General features: G+C 39.3%; 19 protein-coding genes and 1 pseudogene. 7 read left to right on the top strand and 13 right to left on the bottom strand.

Annotated features, from left to right (window positions below; all coding sequences use genetic code 11):
• Window positions 1–52 precede the first annotated feature (52 nt).
• From MTCD1_RS05110 to MTCD1_RS05095, 4 genes are all read left to right on the top strand, one after another.
• A complete protein-coding gene (locus MTCD1_RS05110) occupies window positions 53–2,719 on the top strand; it encodes a glycoside hydrolase family 3 C-terminal domain-containing protein (protein ID WP_057181666.1) in 2,667 nt (888 codons plus the stop codon).
• A gap of 467 nt (window positions 2,720–3,186) precedes the next feature.
• Window positions 3,187–4,569: an ADP-ribosylglycohydrolase family protein gene (locus MTCD1_RS05105; protein WP_057181665.1), complete on the top strand. Its 1,383-nt coding sequence runs from the start codon at window positions 3,187–3,189 to the stop codon at window positions 4,567–4,569.
• Between the two features lie 68 nt (window positions 4,570–4,637).
• On the top strand, window positions 4,638–5,594 hold the full coding sequence (locus MTCD1_RS05100) for a carboxylesterase family protein (protein WP_057181664.1): 957 nt from the start codon (window positions 4,638–4,640) through the stop codon (window positions 5,592–5,594).
• A gap of 28 nt (window positions 5,595–5,622) precedes the next feature.
• Entirely contained in the window at window positions 5,623–6,369 is a 747-nt protein-coding gene (locus tag MTCD1_RS05095) for an endonuclease/exonuclease/phosphatase family protein (RefSeq protein WP_159459899.1), read from the top strand.
• Between the two features lie 123 nt (window positions 6,370–6,492).
• On the opposite strand, the gene MTCD1_RS05090 is transcribed toward MTCD1_RS05095, so the two are convergent.
• From MTCD1_RS05090 to MTCD1_RS20630, 8 genes and pseudogenes are all read right to left on the bottom strand, one after another.
• Window positions 6,493–6,903, bottom strand: coding sequence for a hypothetical protein (locus MTCD1_RS05090; protein ID WP_057181662.1), 411 nt, complete (start codon window positions 6,901–6,903; stop codon window positions 6,493–6,495).
• 112 nt (window positions 6,904–7,015) lie between these two features.
• The gene (locus MTCD1_RS05085; RefSeq protein ID WP_057181661.1) at window positions 7,016–8,605 is read right to left on the bottom strand and encodes an MGH1-like glycoside hydrolase domain-containing protein; all 1,590 of its coding nucleotides are present in this window, start codon (window positions 8,603–8,605) and stop codon (window positions 7,016–7,018) included.
• Between the two features lie 215 nt (window positions 8,606–8,820).
• A complete protein-coding gene (locus tag MTCD1_RS05080; protein WP_082606548.1) occupies window positions 8,821–10,431 on the bottom strand; it encodes a cellulase family glycosylhydrolase in 1,611 nt (536 codons plus the stop codon).
• 570 nt (window positions 10,432–11,001) lie between these two features.
• A complete protein-coding gene (locus MTCD1_RS22670) occupies window positions 11,002–11,082 on the bottom strand; it encodes a cellulose-binding domain-containing protein (protein WP_143760090.1) in 81 nt (26 codons plus the stop codon).
• Window positions 11,048–11,170, bottom strand: a complete 123-nt coding sequence (locus MTCD1_RS22110; protein WP_257721027.1) for a hypothetical protein — start codon at window positions 11,168–11,170, stop codon at window positions 11,048–11,050. Before MTCD1_RS22110 ends, MTCD1_RS22670 begins: the two co-directional genes overlap by 35 nt.
• A gap of 141 nt (window positions 11,171–11,311) precedes the next feature.
• On the bottom strand, window positions 11,312–12,505 hold the full coding sequence (locus tag MTCD1_RS05075) for a helix-turn-helix domain-containing protein (protein ID WP_057181660.1): 1,194 nt from the start codon (window positions 12,503–12,505) through the stop codon (window positions 11,312–11,314).
• Entirely contained in the window at window positions 12,506–13,663 is a 1,158-nt protein-coding gene (locus MTCD1_RS05070) for a helix-turn-helix domain-containing protein (protein WP_057181659.1), read from the bottom strand.
• A 108-nt stretch (window positions 13,664–13,771) separates the two neighbouring features.
• Window positions 13,772–13,888, bottom strand: a pseudogene (locus tag MTCD1_RS20630) (sugar phosphate isomerase/epimerase family protein); the annotation flags it as partial.
• A gap of 219 nt (window positions 13,889–14,107) precedes the next feature.
• On the opposite strand from MTCD1_RS20630, the gene MTCD1_RS05065 reads away from it, so the two are divergent.
• A complete protein-coding gene (locus MTCD1_RS05065) occupies window positions 14,108–14,266 on the top strand; it encodes a helix-turn-helix domain-containing protein (RefSeq protein WP_082606558.1) in 159 nt (52 codons plus the stop codon).
• A gap of 163 nt (window positions 14,267–14,429) precedes the next feature.
• Complete coding sequence (gene recR, locus MTCD1_RS05060; RefSeq protein WP_057181658.1) at window positions 14,430–15,035, top strand: recombination mediator RecR; 606 nt, start codon at window positions 14,430–14,432, stop codon at window positions 15,033–15,035.
• Window positions 15,036–15,069: 34 nt separating this feature from the next.
• Here the strand turns inward: recR and MTCD1_RS05055 are convergent, their stop codons facing one another.
• The 3 genes from MTCD1_RS05055 to MTCD1_RS05045 all read right to left on the bottom strand — a co-directional run bounded on the left by MTCD1_RS05055 (window position 15,070) and on the right by MTCD1_RS05045 (window position 17,485).
• Window positions 15,070–15,468, bottom strand: a complete 399-nt coding sequence (locus MTCD1_RS05055; RefSeq protein ID WP_438819275.1) for an SUI1 family translation initiation factor — start codon at window positions 15,466–15,468, stop codon at window positions 15,070–15,072.
• A gap of 341 nt (window positions 15,469–15,809) precedes the next feature.
• Entirely contained in the window at window positions 15,810–16,736 is a 927-nt protein-coding gene (locus MTCD1_RS05050) for an electron transfer flavoprotein subunit alpha/FixB family protein (RefSeq protein WP_057181657.1), read from the bottom strand.
• Complete coding sequence (locus MTCD1_RS05045) at window positions 16,733–17,485, bottom strand: electron transfer flavoprotein subunit beta/FixA family protein (RefSeq protein ID WP_057181656.1); 753 nt, start codon at window positions 17,483–17,485, stop codon at window positions 16,733–16,735. Before MTCD1_RS05045 ends, MTCD1_RS05050 begins: the two co-directional genes overlap by 4 nt.
• 245 nt (window positions 17,486–17,730) lie before the next feature.
• Here MTCD1_RS05045 and MTCD1_RS05040 point away from each other — a divergent pair, with 245 nt between their 5' ends.
• Window positions 17,731–19,392: an electron transfer flavoprotein-ubiquinone oxidoreductase gene (locus MTCD1_RS05040; RefSeq protein WP_057181655.1), complete on the top strand. Its 1,662-nt coding sequence runs from the start codon at window positions 17,731–17,733 to the stop codon at window positions 19,390–19,392.
• Window positions 19,393–19,614: 222 nt separating this feature from the next.
• Here MTCD1_RS05040 and MTCD1_RS05035 read toward each other — a convergent pair whose 3' ends face one another.
• Both MTCD1_RS05035 and MTCD1_RS05030 read right to left on the bottom strand, forming a co-directional pair.
• Window positions 19,615–20,427 carry a DUF2884 family protein gene (locus tag MTCD1_RS05035; RefSeq protein WP_057181724.1) on the bottom strand — a complete coding sequence of 271 codons (813 nt, stop codon included), beginning with the start codon at window positions 20,425–20,427 and terminating at the stop codon, window positions 19,615–19,617.
• Between the two features lie 5 nt (window positions 20,428–20,432).
• Window positions 20,433–22,121, bottom strand: coding sequence for a flagellar assembly protein A (locus MTCD1_RS05030; RefSeq protein ID WP_057181654.1), 1,689 nt, complete (start codon window positions 22,119–22,121; stop codon window positions 20,433–20,435).
• Between the last annotated feature and the right edge of the window lie 55 nt (window positions 22,122–22,176).

The raw sequence follows: 22,176 nt of genomic DNA, 5'->3' as shown, positions 1-22,176 counted from the left end.
GCGCTTACATTTATTGTTCATCCTAAATAAAGACGTTGAAAAAGGTTAGTTAATGAAAGCACTATTTATCAAAGGTAGACTAAAAAGCACCATGCTTGTTTCTGCGCTACTTACGCTAAGCACAGCGCTTAGTGGCTGTGTAAATGACAATGAAGCCAATATCACTAATGTAGGCGCAAATAAAGCAGCCAAGCAAGATGTGGCGCCAGCTGAAGATCGCCTAGCGACAGTAGAGCAAGATGTTGAAACTTTACTGGCAAAAATGACCTTGCCAGAAAAAGTTTCTTTGGCCCATGCTAGTGGTAAATTTCATATCAATGCCATTGATCGTGTCGGCATTCCTGAAATGTGGTTATCTGATGGTCCTCACGGTGTCCGTCATCAAATAGAACGCCATACTTGGGCATCGGCGGGTTGGAGCGATGATTATGCCACTTATTTACCTCACCTTACCTCAGTTGCGGCTAGTTGGGATGTTGAGATGGCTCGCCTACATGGGCAAGTGTTAGGTGCTGAAGCCCGCCATAGAAAAAAAGATTTTATTTTAGGCCCTGGGGTTAACTTAGCGCGCTTACCTTTATACGGCAGAAACTTTGAATACATGGGTGAAGATCCTATTTTAGCGGCCACGTTAGTGGTTCCACAAATTAAAGCTATTCAAGCCAATGATGTTGCCGCAACGGTTAAACATTATGCCTTAAACACCCAAGAGCTAAACCGCACCGGTGTTAATGCCAAACCGGATGAACGCACGTTAAGAGAAGTATATTTACCCGCCTTTGAAGCGGCGGTTAAAGAAGCAGGAGTGCTTGGCATGATGGGCTCATACAACCAATACTATGGTACTAATGCTAATCAAAGCAAACACTTGATCATGGATATATTAAAAGGTGAGTGGGGTTATCAAGGCGTTTTACTGACCGATTGGCATGTTGATATTAATACCTATGATGCCGCTGTTAATGGCTTAGATTTAGAAATGGGCACCGACGTTGCCGATTACCAAGATTACTTTTTGGCAAAACCTTTTCTAGAGATGATCCAAGCGGGTAAAATCCCTGAATCAGTCGCCGATGAAAAAGCTAGGCGCATTTTAAGAGTGCAACATACCATAGGTATGTACGATGAAAATCGCTTACCGGGTGCTAGAAATACTAAAGCACATCAAGCTGCCGCCCGTAAAATTGCCACCGAAGGTGTGGTGTTATTGAAAAATGACCTTGTTGGCGCTAAAGCGGTATTACCCTTAGATATAAAAAAACTGAAAAACATACTGGTACTTGGCCCGAATGCCGATAAAAAACATGGCACGGGTGGCGGCTCATCAGAAGTAAAATCTTTATATGAAGTCACTCCGTTAGCAGGCTTAAAAGCACACTTTGGCGAACAGGTAAATATTACTGTGATGAGAGCGCGCAGCAGTGACTTAGCGGCTATTGCCAGTGATTATGTTGAGAGTCGTCATTGGACCGGTACACCTGCATGGAATATTTCATATTTTGTTGAAAAAGCACGGTTAAACTTAACCGAACAATCTTGGATAGTTGATTCAAAGTTTAAAGCCATAGCGCCAGCTAACGCTAGCAATATTGCCAATACTCAGTACATCACTATGGCTGCAAAAATTAAACCTTTAATGACAGGTTTGCATCAATTGAACGTGGAAACCTTGGGTAATTTTCAATTAAAAATAAATGATGACATTGTTATAACTCATCAAATTAATGCTGCGGAATCTGCTAACGCAATGAATAAAAGTAAGGTTATTGCCTTAACTCATGCTATTGAGTTAATCGCGGGTAAATCTTATAGCTTTGAAATTGAATATGATGGCAGTGAACACTTCACTTTAGGTTGGAATGCGCCGGGCGAATTATTTGCTAGTGAAGCTGAGTATATTGCTGCCGCTAAACAAGCCGATGTCGTTATCTATTTTGGCGGTTTGAGCCATGGAGATGACCGGGAGTCAATTGATCGCCCTGATATGAAACTACCTAACTCTCAAGATGAAATTATTAGTAACTTGATTGCCGCCAATGAAAAAACCGTGGTCTTCCTTGTTGCCGGCTCAGCAGTGGCAATGCCTTGGGCAGCGCAAGCTAACGCGATTGTGTGGGGTTGGTATGGCGGAATGGAAGCGGGTCATGCTTTTGCCGATATTCTAACCGGAGCTGTTAATCCCAGTGGTAAAATGCCAATTACCCTGCCGGCTCGCCTTGAAGATACCGCGCCCATTGCCTTAAACGATTATAACGCCAAAGAAAGTCTATACACCGAAGGCGTTTTTATTGGTTATCGTTGGTTTGAACAACAAAAAATAAAACCTACCTTCGTTTTTGGTCATGGCCTTTCATATACCAAATTTACCTTAACGGATATTGCCTTATCGGCAGCAAGTATTACTGCGGATGAAGGTATTACCGTGACCGCAATGCTTAAAAATACCGGCAAGGTCGCTGGCGCCGAGGTGGTGCAATTATATCTACATGACGTTGAATCCAGTGTTGATAGACCAGCAAAAGAATTGAAAGGTTTTACCAAGGTATTCTTAGCGCCAGGTGAAAGTAAACAAATCAGTATATCGCTGAATAAACGTGATTTATCTTTTTGGGATATAAACACTAATGATTGGTTGGCTGAGGCGGGGGATTTTGAAGTCTTACTTGGCACTTCCCTTGATCAAATCAAACTTAAGGCAAGCTTTAATTACCAACAGTAATACCAAGTCCATTAAGTTATTTCTCAATCAGCGAGAGTTAAAAGGCTTAGGTGCAAGGCATTGATTGCAGATAATGGTTATTCCCCTGTCAAAATCAATAACGACGAATGTAAGCCTTTTAAACTCGCCCTTGGGAGCTGGTCAGAAAAATAATAATTTCACCAATTTGTTAGATATAGAGTGACTATACCTGCACAAATTTTATTTATTATAACTTCTCTGACATAGCTCTGAGGTGGGAATAAATTTAAGGGAATTGGTATCACATGACATCTAGCTAACAGTTGTTAGCGCTTCGTCGATGTTGAAAGATACTCATGCACAAGGCATTATTTGCAATACAGTGCTGAGTATCTTTAGGTTTACCACCTCATATATATTGTTCAATATTGTTCCATATTTTAAATTACTTCGATGCTTAGCCCGAAAAAATTTAAATATCCATTTATGTTAACTGGAGATAGTCGATGAAATTAGCAAAGCTATTTTTATACTTCGTAGTGATGATTTGTTTATCTGCGTGTACAGAAAACGTCCCGACAGATAGTGTCAATGATTCAGCTCTGCTTAAAGATATTGACTACATCGCTATTTCACGAGCCGCTTATCAAGATAAGTTACATGGCTTTTGGTTAGGGCAAAGTATCGCTAATTGGACCGGATTAGTGACGGAAATGGATAAAGTAGGCACACCAGCCACCATGCCTTTTTATACCGATGAAGATTGGGGTAGCAAGGATTTACCCGCTGTGTGGGGGGAAGGGGTACCTCATAGTGATACCATTGACTTTTTCTTTGTTGAAAAGGGCCAACCTTGGGGCGCAGATGATGATACCGATATTGAATACATGTATCAGTATTTACATGAGTTTCATCAAACAAGTTTGTTAACCGCTGAGCAAGTCCGAACTGGTTGGTTAGTACACACCTACTCTGAAGAGGATGCACCACTGTTTAAAAAATTTACCCACTCTATAGCAATTAAAGAAAATTTTTTGTGGCAAGCTAATGAACAAGCGCGAATACTAATGGCGCAAGGCATGTTGCCGCCAGCAACCAGTGAGCCGGAAAATAATGCTAAGTACATGATGATTGATGCTCAGCTGACCACGGAAATATTTGGTTTATTAGCGCCAGTAAGAGCCGATATTGCGTTAAAATTATCACATTTACCCATTAGGGTATCAGCAAAATATGATGCTCAGTGGATCGCCAAATTTTATATCACTATGCATTCTCTTGCTTCGTCTGTGGATAAAAGTTTAACTATGCAAGAGCAAACTTGGTGGTTGGCTGAGCAAGCAAGTAACGTTCTTCCTAAAGATTCTTATCCAGCCAAAATGTATGATTTTATTAAAAACTCATATCAACAAAATGCAGATAAAAGTGATTGGGAAAAAAGCCGTGATGCAGTGTATCAGCGTTATCAAATTAATAATGCCGATGGTTATCTTTATAATGATCCCTTTGGAGCGGGTATTAACTTTGCCGCCAGTTTAGTGAGTTTGTTCTACGGACAAGGTGATATCGTGCGCACCATTCAAATAGGCACATTGGCTGGCTGGGATTCAGATAACCCGACCGCGACTTGGGGCGGTTTATTAGGTTTTATGCTTGGTAAAAAAGGTGTCGAGCAAGCGTTTGGTCAAGATAACTTGTCAGAAAGTTATTGGATTCACCGTACGCGAAGAAACTTTCCAGACCATACCCCCAACCAAGTTGGCGAAGATACCTTTAGCCTAATGGCCCAAAGAGCGATTAGGGTGATTGATCGAGTGGTGGTTGAACAAATGCAGGGTAAAGTTGATGTTGTTAATAATGTTTGGCTGATCCCTATAACGAAAGGTTAAGCTTAATTAACCGCCCGTATTATCGGCATAAACCACTTTGAACTATGGGCTATGGAGTACTGAGTATCATGAAAAAAATAATATTTTGTTTAACCGCTATTAGTTTTTTGCTACTGGCTTGTTCGAGCGATACTAGTCAAAGCTTAACAACACAGCCTGAAACAACACTTCCTTCAACAGCCGAGTTACTGCGAGAAGACTACCAATCTAGTGTTGATAACAGTCAGCGCGAATATTTTGTTTATTTACCCCGAGGTTATCACTCCAAACCAGAGAAAAAATGGCCGGTAATGCTGTTTTTACATGGTAATGGTGAGCGCGGCAATGGCCAAGATGAACTCGGTTTTGTCTTGATGCAAGGGCCTTTATATGAGGCTTGGGTACAGAAAAAAGATTTGCCTTTTATTATAATTTCACCGCAGCTGCCTATGTTTGGTTTTGATAAAAAAGGCATTACCTATATTGATAACCGCTCTAAAGAAAACATTCCAAAAAGATTAGCTAATGGTGTACCTAAGCGCAGCGCGGCTTTTCAAACACAAACTGCTATGCAAAGAACACCTTCACTAACTGATATGGGTGAGGTTGCGCCGTTATTGCCACAAGGCTGGGAAAAACTTGAGACTGATTTAATTGCCATGCTTGATAGCGTACAAGCAAAGTACCGAGTCAATGTAGATAAAACCTATTTATCAGGACTTAGTTATGGCGGCTTTGGCACCTGGTATCTGGCGAGTAAATACCCTGAAAGGTTCGCTGCTATCGCCCCGGTAGTTGGTTGGGGCCATCCGAGTTTAATGGCGCCAATAGCAAAGCATAAGTTACCGGTTTGGCAATTTTCCGGCGGTAGAGATAGTGCGGTGAATATTCAGTATTTTTATGCGGGACTCGATACCTTAGAAAAACTTGGCCATAACAACGTGCGTTTTACTGTGCATGAAGATAAAGGTCATGATGCTTGGACTCGAGTTTATTCCGGCGACGATCTTTATCAGTGGTTCTTATCTTATGAGCTTAAGCACTAAGCTGACATTCAATAGGGTGGTAGTTTCTTTGAAAGTAAAAATAATCTTACTTAGCCTTGTCGCTGCATCTAGTTTGAACACTGAAGTGCCTGCCGCCACAGTACCTGAGACTATCACTGTGATGTCATTAAACATCTATGGTTGGAAAACCATGCCAGCGCATAGTGATGATTACGCGCAGTTAATTACGGCTAATCAGGTTGATGTTCTTGCTATCCAAGAAGGTGTCGACGATTGGCAGCTTAAAGAAAACGATATTAATAATAAACTGCCGACTAACTATCAGCGTGCTATGACTTTGAAGACATCACTTGGAGAGTGTTGGCAGCGTCAATTTCAAATTTTTATTAATCTTTGTCAGGGTAATCGCTTTATCGAGTCTGGCCGTTTTGATTTAACCGATGGCCCTAATGCCACCAGAACAGGTGAGTATGCGGTGATAGCAAAAGTGGATAAGCGTTATTTTATCGTTAATGTTCATTGGGACCATGAAAGTATTGCGACTCGCATAGCCAATGCTAAAGAAACAGCGGCCCAGCTAAATAAAATTGCTCAATACCCGAAAATATTATTGGGTGACTTTAATAGTCAATGCGATAGTAGAGAAGTAATATTAGTGCAGTCAAAAGCTAAGCTGACCTTAGTTAAAAGTGCCGGTATTGATTGTCTTTTCGTTAAAGGCCTCACTGGTAGGGCAAAAAAAATAGCTGCTTATCCTTCAGATCATCTAAGCATTATTGCTAGCTTGCGATACCTAAATGACTCAGTTCAGTAACTCCCCCTAAAATTTGAACTTAAAAACAACATTATTCAAAAGATTACCTTGAATATAGGGCAGCCAATAAATAACTATTATCTGCCCCGCTACTTATCGGCATAACTTAATCTTCTTATTCTACTATGGCGAATAGGCTGGGGTGATATTGCTCTTTAATTCTTGATCTAGCCAGGTTATTGCCTGCTGCCAGCCTAAATCCAAACCTGAAAATGTCCTGAAATTTAATTGATCAATGACGCGTTTATCGGCAATCGCTTTGCTAGATTGCTGGCCTTGCTCATTATAATTTACCGCCGCAATAGCCACTATATTTTCGGCAGACCCCATGATGTATTGTGCTTCTGGGCTATAAGAGTAGGTATTAATTTTATTGAGTAAAACACCATAACTTCCCTTAAAAATAGAGGCAATAAAGTTATCATGTTCTTCAACCATTTCTAAAGATACTTCAATGCCTTCATCGACAATAACTTCGGCAATGCTAGCGCTAATAATGTTAATATCGGCGAAACTTATTCTATGTTTGTGCATAATACTACCTCAACATGTATTTGTTAGTTCACTTTTCATTGTAAGCGCTTTCATTTATTTGTCTATTAAATTATTCATCAACTAACTACTTATAAAATATAACAAAATAAATTTACTTATTATTTATAAAGACTATTTCTGTTTTGTTTTGGCAATTTATTTGATAACTCTGCTGAGCAAACGGGCTAATAATATTCAGGGTAAAGGCTTGTCGACATTGGATGTTGATATGAATATCATCGCTTAACTCTTTTCGTTTTTTTGCTATTAAATCAACTGAATTCATGGCTTCTCCTTGCCCATTAAAGCGCAAACCTTGTATGCCATGGCGACCAAGCTCATTAATACGCCAAGTAATTTCATTCTTTGGTGCATTGATGCGCAGTCCAATGGCATGTTTAATCAAATAATTAATCGGGGCTAAACCTGACCAACCGATAAAATCAGCTTTTGCTTTACGGCCTTGCTTAATTTCAAGTGGCGTATAGTTTTCCCACGCAGTATTCGTTTCAACAAAAACCTGGGTGGTGCTATCAAGGTGATTCATCGCTATTTCTCGTGCTAATGCGAACTCATTATTTACTTCCAGCCCTTGTATCACCATGGTATTTGTTGGCACCCAAACAGCACCGGCCCAATAGTCGCCATTAAAGCCTACTTCATCAGCGGGGTGGGTTGGCACTCTATGCTTGGTGTTGAATGACTTAGGATCATTAAGGTGTTCGATTAACCGAGCCAATTGCTTATCATTAGGAATTTTGCCAAGCATGGTCCAAAATGCGGCAATAGTGCGCATAGTCATCAATTTGTTATTTTTGCCCCAATCATAATAGAAACCGCTTTCTTCATGCCAAAGTTTGTCATTAATAAACGTTGCATAATCATCAGCGCGAGCAAGATAGTGTTTGGCTTCACTATCCTTGCCTAGCTCAGTGGCAATTTCCGCCAACCAACGATCAAAAATAACCATTTCGGCGGCGACATCGATACCCGCTAACATTTGCTTATTGCGTGGCGAGTCATCCATGGCCGCTTTATCGGTAAGGTATAAACCAGAAGCTGGGTGATAAATTTTGCTAAAACTTTCACGATACTTTACTAATGGCAGGTAAACATCGGCGAGGCGTTTTTTGTTGTTGGTGATTCTATAAGATTCTAGCTCAGCCCAAGGTAGAATAGGGTGGTTTAAATTCCCGGCGGTGCCAGGCTCAGACCAGCCAATAACACCTAAATGACCATCTTTTTCGCCGACTTCTCGTACTATTTCACCATCGCTCATTTGCAGACGATAAAAATTGTCTAAGCCGTCAATGCTAGGGAAAATGTGATGAGCGTAATTGCCCCACATGGTTGAAAAACTCATGTCCCATAAAAATATATTGTCGTTAAAAGCTTCATCAATAAAGTTTGAAACAAAAGGGCTGCTTGCCTGCGGTTTTTTAAAGTGCTCAAAGCCTATTTGCCAAGCACGATAGTAAAAGTCGATATACTCAGGTTTAGCGTCGAAGATAGGTTTAGGTAGCCTATGTTTGTTTTGGGAAAAACTTGGTATTGCTTGTCCTGAATACTGCTTCTTCACATAGAACTGACCTAGTTCAGTTGGTGCCGGTAGGGCACTAAGCGCTGCACTAAACAGGGTGCAAGCTAGCGTTAGATAAATTAGCGGGCTGATAGCTGTGGTAAAAGTACGTTTAAAACTCATAAAATTCATATTCCCAATTTCTAAGGATTGTTTTTAAATAAAGGTCGTTTTAGTTACATTTTTGTCTGAGCAAGTAGCATATATTTCAGTACTTGTTTAAATATGGCTGAGCTTTCATTTTTTGAGAAAGTGCCTAACTGCAATGAGATAATTTATTTTTTCTTTATCAATATGCTGAGTTACTGGGTTATTAACTGTGCAGTTAGTCTAAAATTTTAGGGTAAGTTCGGCGCGACAAGAATATCTTTTTCTGGCCCCCAGCTATACTCAGCACGGTCATAAGTGCTAAACGAACCGGCATCATCCCAAAAAGTTGCCGCTATACCATGCGCTGTGGCGAAATTCACATGCGCTGCAATATATTTTAAACGGTCATCTTCATTACAGATATTCTCAGGGGCAGTAAAGTCAAAGTGGGCAACACCAAATTCATTGACGGTTACTGGGATATCATGTTCGACTGACCAGTTATGGGCTTTTTGATAGATATCACCTAATGCAGCGATATCTGCATCTGTACCCCAATCCCTAAGACACTGACCAGCAAACGGCCAGGGGTCGTAAGCATGGAAATTAGCAATTAAATAATCATCATTTTTATCGGGTATTGCCGCGGCTAACAAAGCATCAATTGGGGTAAAACCATTGCCAGAAAACACCACTAAACGGGTCGGATTCGCTCGGCGAATAATATCGAGCACTCGTACATTTATTTCATCGACATTATCAATGGTTAAGCCAACAGGTTCATTGAGAATTTCAAACAGTAATTTTGCTGATTTATATTTGAATCGCTCAACGATTTGCAACCAAATCGAGTCAAAACGATTGCGATTACTCTGACTAGCATAGTTATCTTTGAGCCAGTTATCATGATGGGCATTTAAAATAACATAAAGCTCTTGCTGTAGCGCCCAATCAACTATGGTTTCCACTCTATCCATTTCAGCAGCATCTACTTGATATGGCGCTGAGCTATCGGTACGTTCATGCCAAGTAACTGGGATCCTCACATGTTTGAATCCCGCCTCTTTAAAATCAATAATGAATTGCTCTTCTGCTGCCGGTGCCCAAGAGCCTTCTGTTGGTGCGTCTAAAGTATTGCCCAAATTAATGCCAATGCCCATTTCACTCACTGCCGTTAGTGGACTGATTGGGTTGGGGTCTATCACCACCTTAACATCAGGCAGCTGCAATGGCGCCTCTTCGGGTACAACTACGGGAGGTACAAAGCTACCATCATCCACTTTAAAGTGAATACTATCTATATTGAAAGGCCCTGAAATGATTTCAAGGCGTAAAATATGAGCACCTTCTGTAACAGTAAGTAGGGCAACATCATGGTTTTCAAAAACTTGCCAACCCCCAGTTTCAGCGACACTATCGGTCGCTACTAGCTCATCATCAAGAAATAAAGAGTAAGCCCCACCACCAAGCGCTGAAGCAACTTTTATCGACAATATATAACTACCAGCCGTTAAGGTGAAATCATATTCTAGCCATTCACCTGTCTCGGTATAACTAACAATAAAACCTTCACCACTGCTCAACTCTTCAATATCGACATTGTCATTGCGAAAAGCATTACCTTCGTTACCCTGAGTCGTATCTAAAAAACGCACATAATCTTCAGCTTCTATTAATAGCGGCTCCGCTATTGGTAACTCTGCCGGCGGGAGATTAGAGTCAGTGGGCTCTGTTTCGGCCTCTGTTGATGATGAACCACCACATGAGGTCAATATTAATGCGCTGCAAAGTAAGGTGGCAATATGTATTGATTTCGCACCGGCTTTAAAAAGAGTAAAATTAGATAGTATATTCGCCATGATTGTACTTACCTGTAAATGTTTTAAATTTGATTATTATTTTTTGTTGTATTAATTCAATAACAATATGCTTAAGAGCAGGGGCGTGAGTGTCAAAAAAACTTAGCGCAAAGCAAAAAAACCTGCTTGTTGTTTAAACCTGCGTTGGTGATGGGAACATTACGATATAACACCAATCCCACTAACTATGTGATCATTTCTACTTGCTAAAACCACCAACTACTTCGTTATTTATTTAATAATTAGAACAACTAGTTATTAAAGTAAATGCCTTGTATTTGGCGATTTTTTCTACGTATAAAATAGTTCACCTAATTTATGGAACTGGTATAAGAGAAAAACCGAAAGGATTCATCAACACAAATAAGGTAAAATATTTTTATTAAGAAGTCGTCTCAACTTATGAAAAATACAATAAACGTACGTTCAACTTTATGTTAACGAATGATGTACTTTTTAATGTTATGAAAAATATAGATTTAGTTACTAATTGTAACCATGGGAGTTACTCTTATTAGGTAACTCCCATGGTAAAAACATACTTGTTACCTGAGTATTAGTGACAACTTATTACTGACAACTTTTGACTAAACTCCAAGAAACATCACTGCCGGGTTCACTGTTGGTATACCAGCATGCTAATAGCGACACTGCCGGCCAGTAAGGTAAGTAAAGTTTCTCTCATCGTGGTCGTTTGTGATTTTTTAGCAATATATTGTTGCATAATATCTATATTCATGGTGTTCTCCACCGCTTGTTAATACTTATTTGTTATTGTTATTGTTATTGTTATATTTATTTGCTGGTCTGTAATAAATAATTTGACGCTTTGCTCGAATGGACTATCTGAGGGGGTTTTCTTAGCAAAAATAGCCCTTGTCTAGGGGGGTGCGGGTAATTTTTCCTTGCGAAACTGTGAAGGGGTTTTGCCGGTATCTAATTTAAATAATCGATTAAAACTGCTTTTGCTGTTATAGCCAGCAAGAAAGGCAAGGTCAATAATGGATTGATTAGCCATATTGGGGTCGGTGAGGTAAGCACTTACTTCTTTTAAACGATAACGGTTAACGTATTCAAAAAAATTAACTTCAAATTCTCGATTGATTAAATTGGAGAGTAATTTGGGTGACAGTGATACTTGCCGTGCTAAATCGTCAATTTTAAGCTGATTGTTTAAGTAAGGGCGCTGTTTTTCCATATGATTACCGACACGGGTAACTTGCTCCGGTGAGTAAGTATTAGGCTTATCTGTTTTAGTAATATCTTTATTAGTAATACCATCTAGCGTTTCTTTGCTTACCCGGAGAATATTGCGAGGGTCTGATAAAGCAAAGAACAGTAAAGTAGATACCAGTAATAACTGTCCATAATTCTCTATAATTCCCATTAAATTGAAATTGATTAAAGTAACCGTTGATGCGTCAAAAATTGCCGTAACTAAGGTATAAATGATCAGGTAACTTTCAGACCACAATCTTAAGACAATAAAACCGACTACTAACAGTTTAAGCCAAGTATAATTGACTGACTCTGTATTAGAATAAGCTGTTGAGAGCTGATTTTGGTAGTGCCGTATGGTAAATAAAGCCCAAACGCCAAAACCAGCCCGAACGACATTGCGCAAGTGTTCATAATACTGAATATGCTCAGCTCTCAGAAAAAGTAGAAAATCGACGCCCTGAGCTGTGGTAAATTGAACTTTAACAAGGACTAGCGTCACTAGATAGATTAATAAGGGCAGTAATAAAACCAGGTCAACCTTTTTAAAACTGAGCTGTTGGTATAGCGTCGAACGTGTATACAATAATAAAAGTGGCCCTTCTAACCAAAGAGCCAACTCTAAGGTTGAAAATACCCAAGGCATATGAGCTACCGACCAAAGATGAAAATCTTCGCCATACAAGGCCAGTACATAGGCGGAAATCCCTGCTTGTGATAATAAAAAAAAGCCTAAGAAACGAGGTGTTGAATCTGCTTTACTGCGACCTAATAAGGTCATCGCTGCAAATAAAAAACAGATATAGCAAGCTACTAATAAGACGATATCGTGACTATTAAAGAGTAGTGTTTTCATTTATGTTTTTTGCTGTTCTTTTCTATATTGCGTTGGTGTCATACCAACAATCTTCTTAAAAAAGGTGTTAAAAGTAGCTTTACTGTTAAAGCCGGCTTGAGCCATTACGGCTAGCATGGTGATTTTTTCATTTTCTTTTCTTGTCAGTAGCATTTGAGCTTCATCAATACGGTAGCCATTAATGAACTCAAAGAAGTTCTTTTTAAAATGCCTATTAATTACCTGCGATAACTGCCTTGAGGGCATAAAAGTTTGTGTAGCAAGGTTGTCTAACGTTAACAAGTGATTCAAATAAGGTTTATGTTCATTCATGTAAAGCGTTAAGGCATTTATTTGCTCAGGGTCTATCGATTCTTTTTCTAAAGGCAGGGAGGTTGAGTTGTCCATACCATGAAAAAGGTTTGATACCCCTAAACTAAAAAATATTAAAAAGCTAATTAAAAACATAACCATAAAATTAGATAGCTGGCCAAGTACAGGGTAGTTAATGCTAAAGTGCAGGTCAATCGAGGTCATGTAGCCCAAGGTAATAAATACCGCTTGTACTTTAATGATGAGAAAACCAATAGTTAGCACTTTAAGCCAAGTAAGATCGACACCTTCGATATCAGCAAAGTTATCCTTGATTTTTTTCTGATAATTACGTAATTCGAGCAAACATAATATGCCACAAAAAGTTCGAAAACATTCTCTAAATAAATTGATGAAGCGAGTATAAAAAGGCTCTGCTTCAATATGGTAGCCATTAAGAATGGCTATTTTTGTATCGCTATCAAGCATATACCAGGCATTGCTTTCATAAATAAGGTAAAGAAAAAATGGCAATAGATAGAGTAAGTCGGTTTTTTTAAAGCTGAAATTTTTGTATATAAGTGAGCGGACATAGAAGAGTAACAATACGGCTTCTAACCAATAAGCTAAGCCAAAAACATAAAACACATTCGCTGAAAAACTAATGGCAAATTGACGAAATCCTTCGCCAAAATTGATCAGGGTATCTAGTGGTATTGCCGCATAGGACAATAAAAATAACGCTAACAATACGTTACTTTGTTTTTTGCCTTTTTTGATCAGTACTAAAAAAAAGGCAAATAAAACACATTGATAGATGGTAAAAAGCAATGCTAAATCAAGGGTGTTAAAAAGAACAGTACTCATACTACGTCCGTCTTCTGTCATTATTATTATATATTTCAATAATTAATCTATACAAACTCACTTAACAAAGCAAACGCTAACCACTTATCAAAGGAAATTATTCTTTTACTAAAGTTGCTTAATATACTGCTCTAAGCCTTTTTTAGATAAAGCTACTGCAGTAAGAGAACTCAAACCATTAGGATATTCCTCTTGCTCAACAACAATCCACTTGGTGCCGCCAACTATACCTAATCTGATTTTTCCTGGGTGGACTTTATTCATCTTGTGACTCAAGAGTTTTTAACTAACTAGAAGTTCAAACCGTTAGTTGGTGAGTTGTCGATTAAATTTAGTATATCGATATCAAGAGGGAACGGTTAATATAAAATCGGATTATAATGCAACAAAATCGGCGTTTACTTGTTTTGGTCATTTGTTATTATCAATGAGTATTTCTTTATTATGTGGTTATGGGTGGAAACGAAACTACCCATCGCCCAAGTTGCCTATCAGTCAGGGTTTTCGGATCACAGTTACTTTAGTCGACACTTTAAAATGATGTTTACTGAATTACCCTCTGCTCTAAGACAGCAGCGACTATCTTCTGCAGCCAGTAATTAAACTATGTGCAATTATTTTCGGTAAGCCACTACTATTTAGCCATTAGTTTTATTAAAATTAGCCTTATGTTTTGAAAAAGAGCCGACATTGACTATTACTTTTTTTCATAATGCTATTTTGTTTATCAGCCAGTCATTAAAATTTAAAATAAAAGCAGTTACCTATGAAATTTAGTCCACTTGTGCAAGAGTTAATTGATTCACTAAAATGTTTACCTGGGGTTGGCGCTAAGTCAGCACAACGCATGGCATTTCAGTTACTTGAACGTAACCGACGTGGCGGTAGTAAACTCGCCAAAACCTTAGCAAAGGCGATGACCGATATTGGCCATTGCCAACAGTGTCGTAACTTTACCGAAGAACCACTCTGTGAAATTTGTCAAAACCCTAAACGACAGTTAGCGACTAAGCTTTGTATTGTTGAGACACCGGGTGATGTTATTGCTATAGAGCAAACCGGTGAGTTTTTTGGCAAGTACTTTGTCTTGATGGGGCATTTATCCCCTATTGATGGCATAGGGCCAGATGACTTAGGTTTTGATATATTAATTAAGCAATTTGCTAGTGGTCAGTTTAGTGAGGTTATCTTAGCAACTAACCCTACGGTCGAAGGGGAGGCAACCGCGCACTATATTGCTGAGCTTGCCCAGCAATATCAAGTTAATATTTCTAGAATTGCCCACGGCGTTCCTGTGGGCGGGGAATTAGAATATGTTGATGGTAATACTCTAGCTCATGCCTTAGCAGGCAGAAAAGCTTATGAAATTTAACTTAGTAATAATAAAGCCTAGCTAGCGTAGAGCATTAACCGCCGGTAAACTTAACGTTAAAACCCGCCTTTTCTAGCACCTGCTGTATTACCTCGCGCTTATCGCCTTGAACCTCAATGGTTTCTCCAACGACTGAGCCACCACTGCCGCAGGTCTTTTTAAGTTTTTTTGCTAATTCTTTTAGTGCCTTGTTGTCTAGACCTAGGCCGCTGATGACCACAACCCCTTTGCCTTTTCGGCCTTTGGTTTCGCGTCTAACACGTGCAAAACCATCACTTGGCGTAACAGTTTTTTCTTTTTTTTTGTTAATGCGGCCGGTGTCAGTTGAATAGACTAGTGAGTCATCACTGGCTGGTGTCGATTTATTAGGCTCAATGGGGGCTTTACCAAAAGCAGCGGCTAAATCACTTAAACTAGACAAACTATTTTTCATATATCACTCAATACTCTTAGCTAAACTGGTTAATCAAATTTTAGATAAAATAAAACCACAGCAACGTTCATAGTCACTGTGGTTTTATTATATCACTAACAAGCTGAAAAGCGCTTGTTAGTGATAGATACCCGTCACTCATAATGACGCTACATGGATGGTGCTATTAGAAGAATGCAGACGGTACAGGAAGTACATTATACGGATAATGCAGGAGCAATTATCCTGAGCACATTCTCCTGAACAACCATTATTTCATCACAGCGCCTTGAATTTAAATTGCTCAAGCACTTTGAAACATGCATCTTGAATGGTAACGGGTATATTATTGCCTGAATATTTTAAAGCTTGCTTTCTAACTCAGGTAAAGCATCAAATAAGTCAGCAACAATACCGTAATCTGCAACTTGGAAGATTGGCGCTTCGGGATCTTTATTGATAGCGACAATGACTTTTGAGTCTTTCATACCCGCTAAATGCTGGATAGCACCACTGATACCGACGGCAATGTATAAGTCAGGAGCAACAATTTTACCTGTTTGACCTACTTGCATGTCGTTTGGCACAAAGCCAGCATCAACAGCTGCGCGTGATGCGCCAATTGCTGCGCCAAGTTTGTCGGCAATACCGTCAAGTAATTTAAAGTTATCGCCATTTTGCATGCCGCGACCACCAGAAATCACTACTCTTGCCGCACCTAGATCAGGTCGCTCAGAGACAGTGAGTTCGTCACTTACATGGCTTGATATACCGGCATCAGTAACCGTATCTAATTTAACCACTTCAGCATTGCCATCGGTTGCTACCGCATCAAAGCCAGTAGTACGTACAGTGATAACCTTTTTGTTATCTAAACTTTGTACTGTGGCAATAGCGTTGCCGGCATAAATAGGGCGAATAAAAGTATCACTACTTTCAACGTCAATAATATCAGAAATTTGCGCAACATCTAATAACGCGGCAACTCTAGGCATAAAGTTTTTGCCGGTAGTAAGCGCTGTTGCCAGAATGTGTTCATAATCGCTGGCTAATTCAGTGACTAATAAACTAAGATTTTCAGCAAGGTGATGCTCATAAACGGCATTATCACAGACTATTACTTTGTTGACGCCATTGACTTTTACTGCCGCATCAACAACATCTTGACAATTAAAACCTGCCACCAGTAGTGTTATATCACCACCAATTTTTTGCGCTGCGCCTACTGTTTTTAGGGTCTCAGCTTTTAACGAGCTGTTGTCGTGTTCAACAATTACTAAAATACTCATGAGATCACCTTGGCTTCATTTCTTAATTTATCAATTAATTCATCAATACTTTTTACCATAACACCAGCTTTGCGCTCTGCTGGCGGCGTAACTTTTAATAATTTAGTACGTGGGCTTAAATCAATGCCAAAATCTGCCGCTGGTCTCACTACTAATGGCTTACGCTTAGCTTTCATAATATTAGGTAATGTAGCGTAGCGAGGTTCGTTTAAGCGTAAATCTGTGGTTACAATAGCGGGCAAGCTAAGCGCAACAGTTTGTAAACCGCCATCAACTTCACGGGTAACATTGACTTTATCGTCAATAAACTTCACTTCTGAGGCGAAGGTACCTTGTGGCATGCCTGTAAGTGCCGCTAGCATCTGGCCAGTTTGATTATTGTCACTATCAATGGACTGTTTACCTAAAATAACAAGTTGCGGTTGCTCTTCTTCAACCACTTTTTGCAATAATTTAGCAATGTTCAATGCATCTAGGTTTTCATCCGTTTCAATTTGAATAGCGCGATCGGCACCTAAGGCTAATGCAGTACGCAATTGTTCTTGGCAAGACTTATCACCGATAGAAATTGCAATTACCTCTGTTGCGATACCCGCTTCTTTTAAACGTACCGCTTCTTCAATGGCAATTTCACAAAAAGGGTTGATCGCCATTTTTGTATTGGCAAGATCTACATTGGAATGATCGGGTTTTACTCGAACTTTGACGTTATAGTCAATAACACGTTTTATCGGAACTAATACTTTCATCGCAGCCTCTGAAAAGGTTTGTTAATTTACAATAATAGTTAAAAGATACCCCTGGTTTACGTCAACGTCAACGTAATCTTGGTGAAAACTTTTAAACTAAGATACAATCTAGATAAGTGCTTGTAACAGTGCCTTGCTTGGGCATCTGTTATAAGATACTATCAAACACCTGTTTGAATATCAAACACATGTTTGAATTTTACTGAAAACTTAACAGTCTAAATATAATAATACTGGGAGATCTTATGGAACGCGAATCGATGGAATTTGACGTAGTCATTGTTGGTGCTGGCCCTGCCGGTTTATCAACTGCTTGTCGCTTAATGCAAATAGCACAAGATAAGCAGCAAGAGTTAATGGTTTGTGTAGTTGAAAAAGGCTCAGAAGTGGGCGCGCATATTCTTTCCGGCGCTGTTTTTGAACCCAGATCTTTAAATGAATTATTTCCTGATTGGCAACAAAGAAATGCACCATTAACTACCAAAGTAACTGCTGATGATATTTACCTATTAACGAGTGAAAAATCAGGTATCAAATTACCTAACTTTTCCGTACCCAAAACTATGCATAATGACGGCAACTATATTGTTAGCATGGGTAATGTTTGTCGCTGGTTAGCTGAGCAAGCAGAGCAATTAGGTGTTGAAATTTTCCCCGGTTTCCCTGCGCAAAGTATCATATATAATGATGATGGTAGTGTTGGTGGTGTTATCACCGGTGATATGGGGTTAGATGCCGAGGGCAAAGAAAAAGACTCCTTTATGCCAGGTATGGAGTTACGTGCTAAGTACACGGTTTTTGCTGAGGGTTGTCGCGGTCACTTAGGTAAAGAGTTAATTGAAAAATTTAATCTTGATGAAAACAGCTCGCCGCAACATTACGGTTTAGGTTTTAAAGAAATTTGGGACATAGCGCCAGAAAAACATCAAGAAGGTCTAGTGGTACACACTGCTGGTTGGCCGTTAGATAAAGGAACTACCGGTGGTGGTTACCTTTATCATGCAGAAAATAATCAGGTGTTTGTTGGTTTAATTGTTGATTTAAATTACAGCAACCCACATCTAAGCCCTTTTGATGAGTTTCAGCGTTATAAACATCACCCTAAAATTAGTCAATACCTTGAAGGTGGTAAACGAGTTTCCTATGGTGCCCGAGCTATGGCGAAAGGTGGTTTTAATTCATTACCTAAAATGACCATGCCGGGTGGGTTATTGGTGGGCTGTGACGCCGGTACCATTAATTTTGCTAAAATTAAAGGTAATCATACCGCAATGAAATCAGGCATGTTAGCGGCTGAAGCCATTGCCCAAGTATTGATTAATGATGAAGGTATTGCCGAAGAAGGTAAGCAGGATTTAACGCACTTCAGCCAACTCTATAAAGACTCTTGGTTATATGAAGAACTATACAGTACCCGTAATTTTGGTCCGGCGATGCACAAGTTTGGTACTTTATTAGGTGGCGCTTATAACACTTTAGATCAGAATTTTTTCTCCGGTAAATTACCGTTTAATTTTAAAGATGATAGCCTAGATCATGCCCAACTGAAGCTTGCGGCTGATGTTCCAGTGATTAAGTATGCAAAACCAGATAATAAATTAAGTTTTGATAAACTGTCTTCGGTATTTTTATCTAATACCAATCATGAAGAAGAACAGCCTTGTCATTTAAAACTCAAAGATGCTGACATTCCTATTAGTGTTAATTTATTGAAATATAATGAACCCGCACAGCTATATTGTCCTGCCGGAGTCTATGAAGTTGAAAAAACTGAGCAAGGTGATAAGTTTATTATTAATGCGCAAAATTGTATTCACTGTAAAACGTGTGATATTAAAGACCCCAGTCAGAATATTACTTGGGTAACGCCGGAAGGCACTGGTGGGCCAAACTACCCGAATATGTAATACCATAGCTATTAAGTTTGTTGCGACTCAGCAACAGAGTTAAATTGCTATTATATACAGCTATTAGGTTATTTTAGTGTTGCAAGGCCCAATATACTCTAAGGAGTGTCTTGGGCTTTTTTCTTCTTTTTTGAGGGGCGGGCAATATAATAATTTTACTTACTTGTTGGATTTCTCTTGAATATAACTCGTTGATTTTACGTAAATATAAGCCGCCCACTATCAAGAGTTTAGCTTAGTAGATATTTCGATAAGGTTATATGCTTTTAATGCGGGTATGGCCTGGTGAAGCTGAGTTTCAATTTCATCTAATTGACTCAGTTTTTGACAAAAAATAGCCACTTTTTTATCAAGTGCTTGAGCACGTATAGTCACACCGAGATCCAAGCCTGCGCTAAGGCTTGTTAATCGCTTATCAAAGGTGGTTATTCGTGTTTCGCTACCGTATTCGCTGCTATTACGGTCAACTAATACCGACTGACCAACAGCGGCTAATATTGAACCGATAGAGATTGAAATCATCGCTTCTATCTCTTGTTCAAATTCACCGGTTAACATTTCATCAAAATCATTTAAGTCTTGTGGCGCTATATAATAGTTATTGGCACTTTGATTAAAACGTGCACGTATCCGCCATTTTATCTCATCAAATTTGGCTTGTACTTTTTGTTGTGCAGCGCTGTTTTCCCCCGTTAAGCCAGCAATCATTTTATTGATTGCTTTTAACGCAATATCTACTCCTTCAATCGCCATAGCGATTATTTCTGGGACTTGTTGGCGGATCCCGCTACTGAAGCTTCTTAACAGTTGTTGCTGCTCTATAGATAAGGAAATTTCCCTACCTTTAATAAAAAGTTGCTCGCTATTGTTAATTTGTACTTGGGTTATACCTTGATCGACGATGCGGATATGTTTAGGGGCAATAATAACCCCATAATTAAGATGAATGGAGCATTGCTGAGCATAGGCTTGCTGGCTTAAGGGTAAGGTGAAAAAGAGCAGAGAACAATATTTTAGCGTTGAGGTGTTTACCATCACTGTTAGGTATTCACTATAGGGTCAATAAGTATCTTTCTCTCATGATAAATCATTTTACTTGGACCATATTCTCGGCGTGTTTTCTCATTAAAATCACCGACAATTAGCTCAACGCCATGATAAAGCTTTTCTGTGGCTTCAAGATAAACACTCGCCATGTACTCTTGTAGGTTGTCTTCAAGGCTGCTTTTTTCATTGAGTATTTCACCCGTTTTATTGGCATGATATTGGTAGGTTGGCACTATTTTGGCTATTAACTCGGGTTTTGCTTTATCTTTAGGTAGTTTCTTTAATTTATTTATCGCCGCTTTTAATTCATTGGTTTTATCCGACTCTATTTTGAGTAACTCATCTATTTGACGAATATCATTTTTAAATTTTAGGATTTTATGTTCAAAATTAACTACGGTATTACTACCCGCAGTAGCACCAATCATGCCGGCATTAACTGAAGAGCCTACTTTGGTATAGCCACCGATGAGTTTACCATCAGCTTTACCATCTTTACCTACCCATAAGCGACCATTAATATCTAAAATACTGTGTAGTAACTGGTTTTCAATACGTACGTCTTGAGCACAAGTGATTTGTGCATATTGACCATACTTGGCATAAACACTGCCTTTAGCATGAATATTTACACTCATAGTCATATTGCTAATCTGGGTTTTGTCAGTATCATGTTTTCGGCCAATAATACCACCAGTAATGGTAATATCGCCACCGGCTTCTAGGGTTGCCGACTCAACAAAACCACCCACGGTAATATCGCCAGAAGCGGTAACTTTCATGCCTTCGGTAACATCGCCATCAATAATAACACTACCAGTAAAATTAATATTACCGGTAGACACGGTGACATTTTTAATCTTATATACCTCATCAACTTCCATGCCGTTGTTAATGAGTTTAGGCAGACCAACTTTCTCTGAAACTAAAATGTTAGTATTTTGTGAACTTATATTGGTACCTTGCCCAGCAACGAGTTCGATATCATTACCTGGCTCTGCGGCTAAAGGCGTGTCCGTTACCGTGTAACCTTGCACACCCTTGGTTAAGGGGACTTTTTTGGCCAGAGGATCACCAACATTTACACAGATAATATCGCCAAGGTCTCGCATGTCTACGCTACCATCTTCGCGTTTTTTAGGTTTGAGAATGCGTGTTTGTGCACTTTCAACCAAGGGTTTTATAATGGCATCTTTACCATTAATTGCTATTTTTCCTGTGGCAATTTGCAACTCAACTTGATTGTTAGGCGCTTCTTTGGCGGCAAGTTGTGCCAGTTGGATTAAATGCTCTTTACTAAAACCTTTTTTTACCCCAGCGGCTTGTGCCGCAGTTAATATGGCTTTTGCCGTTAGGTGTTTACCGCCTTGAGCGCTGGTGATTTCTGCACTAGCACCCATTTCATCCGCTTCTATGGTTATATTGATTTTCGCGTCAACGCGCTCAAGCACTTGATAGCGTATGGTTCTACCAGTATTTTTATCTTGCAATGGTTTGAGCACATCATGTAACTCAGCAACAGCATTTTTGACATTACCATTGTTGATGCGAAGCTTTTTATACTCTGATGCCTCTATTAGCTCATTGATAGTTAAGGTGGAAATAGTGTCTCCCCCTTTAATCGGCTCTAACACTAAATCGATATTATTTTTATCATTGCAAATTAAACTGGCTTTGGTCATTACTGGGCTCCTCTAACCGTTAAGTACTGCTGAGCCAAATAACGGATAGATGCTG

Source organism: Colwellia marinimaniae (genome assembly GCF_002207865.1).
In the GTDB taxonomy this organism is placed as follows: domain Bacteria; phylum Pseudomonadota; class Gammaproteobacteria; order Enterobacterales; family Alteromonadaceae; genus Colwellia; species Colwellia marinimaniae.
Note: the sequence above shows the minus strand (reverse complement) of the source record. Positions and strands in the feature narration are given on the sequence as shown.

Coding starts and splice junctions, on each gene's coding strand:
- MTCD1_RS05080 (WP_082606548.1), bottom strand. CDS start 10,431: ATGGCGAATATACTATCTAATTTTACTCTTTTTAAAGCCGGTGCGAAA.
- MTCD1_RS05040 (WP_057181655.1), top strand. CDS start 17,731: ATGGAACGCGAATCGATGGAATTTGACGTAGTCATTGTTGGTGCTGGC.
- MTCD1_RS05050 (WP_057181657.1), bottom strand. CDS start 16,736: ATGAGTATTTTAGTAATTGTTGAACACGACAACAGCTCGTTAAAAGCT.
- MTCD1_RS05030 (WP_057181654.1), bottom strand. CDS start 22,121: ATGACCAAAGCCAGTTTAATTTGCAATGATAAAAATAATATCGATTTA.
- MTCD1_RS22110 (WP_257721027.1), bottom strand. CDS start 11,170: ATGAATATAGATATTATGCAACAATATATTGCTAAAAAATCACAAACG.
- MTCD1_RS05105 (WP_057181665.1), top strand. CDS start 3,187: ATGAAATTAGCAAAGCTATTTTTATACTTCGTAGTGATGATTTGTTTA.
- MTCD1_RS05075 (WP_057181660.1), bottom strand. CDS start 12,505: ATGAAAACACTACTCTTTAATAGTCACGATATCGTCTTATTAGTAGCT.
- MTCD1_RS05070 (WP_057181659.1), bottom strand. CDS start 13,663: ATGAGTACTGTTCTTTTTAACACCCTTGATTTAGCATTGCTTTTTACC.
- recR (WP_057181658.1), top strand. CDS start 14,430: ATGAAATTTAGTCCACTTGTGCAAGAGTTAATTGATTCACTAAAATGT.
- MTCD1_RS05090 (WP_057181662.1), bottom strand. CDS start 6,903: ATGCACAAACATAGAATAAGTTTCGCCGATATTAACATTATTAGCGCT.
- MTCD1_RS05035 (WP_057181724.1), bottom strand. CDS start 20,427: ATGGTAAACACCTCAACGCTAAAATATTGTTCTCTGCTCTTTTTCACC.
- MTCD1_RS05100 (WP_057181664.1), top strand. CDS start 4,638: ATGAAAAAAATAATATTTTGTTTAACCGCTATTAGTTTTTTGCTACTG.
- MTCD1_RS05065 (WP_082606558.1), top strand. CDS start 14,108: ATGTGGTTATGGGTGGAAACGAAACTACCCATCGCCCAAGTTGCCTAT.
- MTCD1_RS05085 (WP_057181661.1), bottom strand. CDS start 8,605: ATGAGTTTTAAACGTACTTTTACCACAGCTATCAGCCCGCTAATTTAT.
- MTCD1_RS05110 (WP_057181666.1), top strand. CDS start 53: ATGAAAGCACTATTTATCAAAGGTAGACTAAAAAGCACCATGCTTGTT.
- MTCD1_RS05055 (WP_438819275.1), bottom strand. CDS start 15,468: ATGAAAAATAGTTTGTCTAGTTTAAGTGATTTAGCCGCTGCTTTTGGT.
- MTCD1_RS05045 (WP_057181656.1), bottom strand. CDS start 17,485: ATGAAAGTATTAGTTCCGATAAAACGTGTTATTGACTATAACGTCAAA.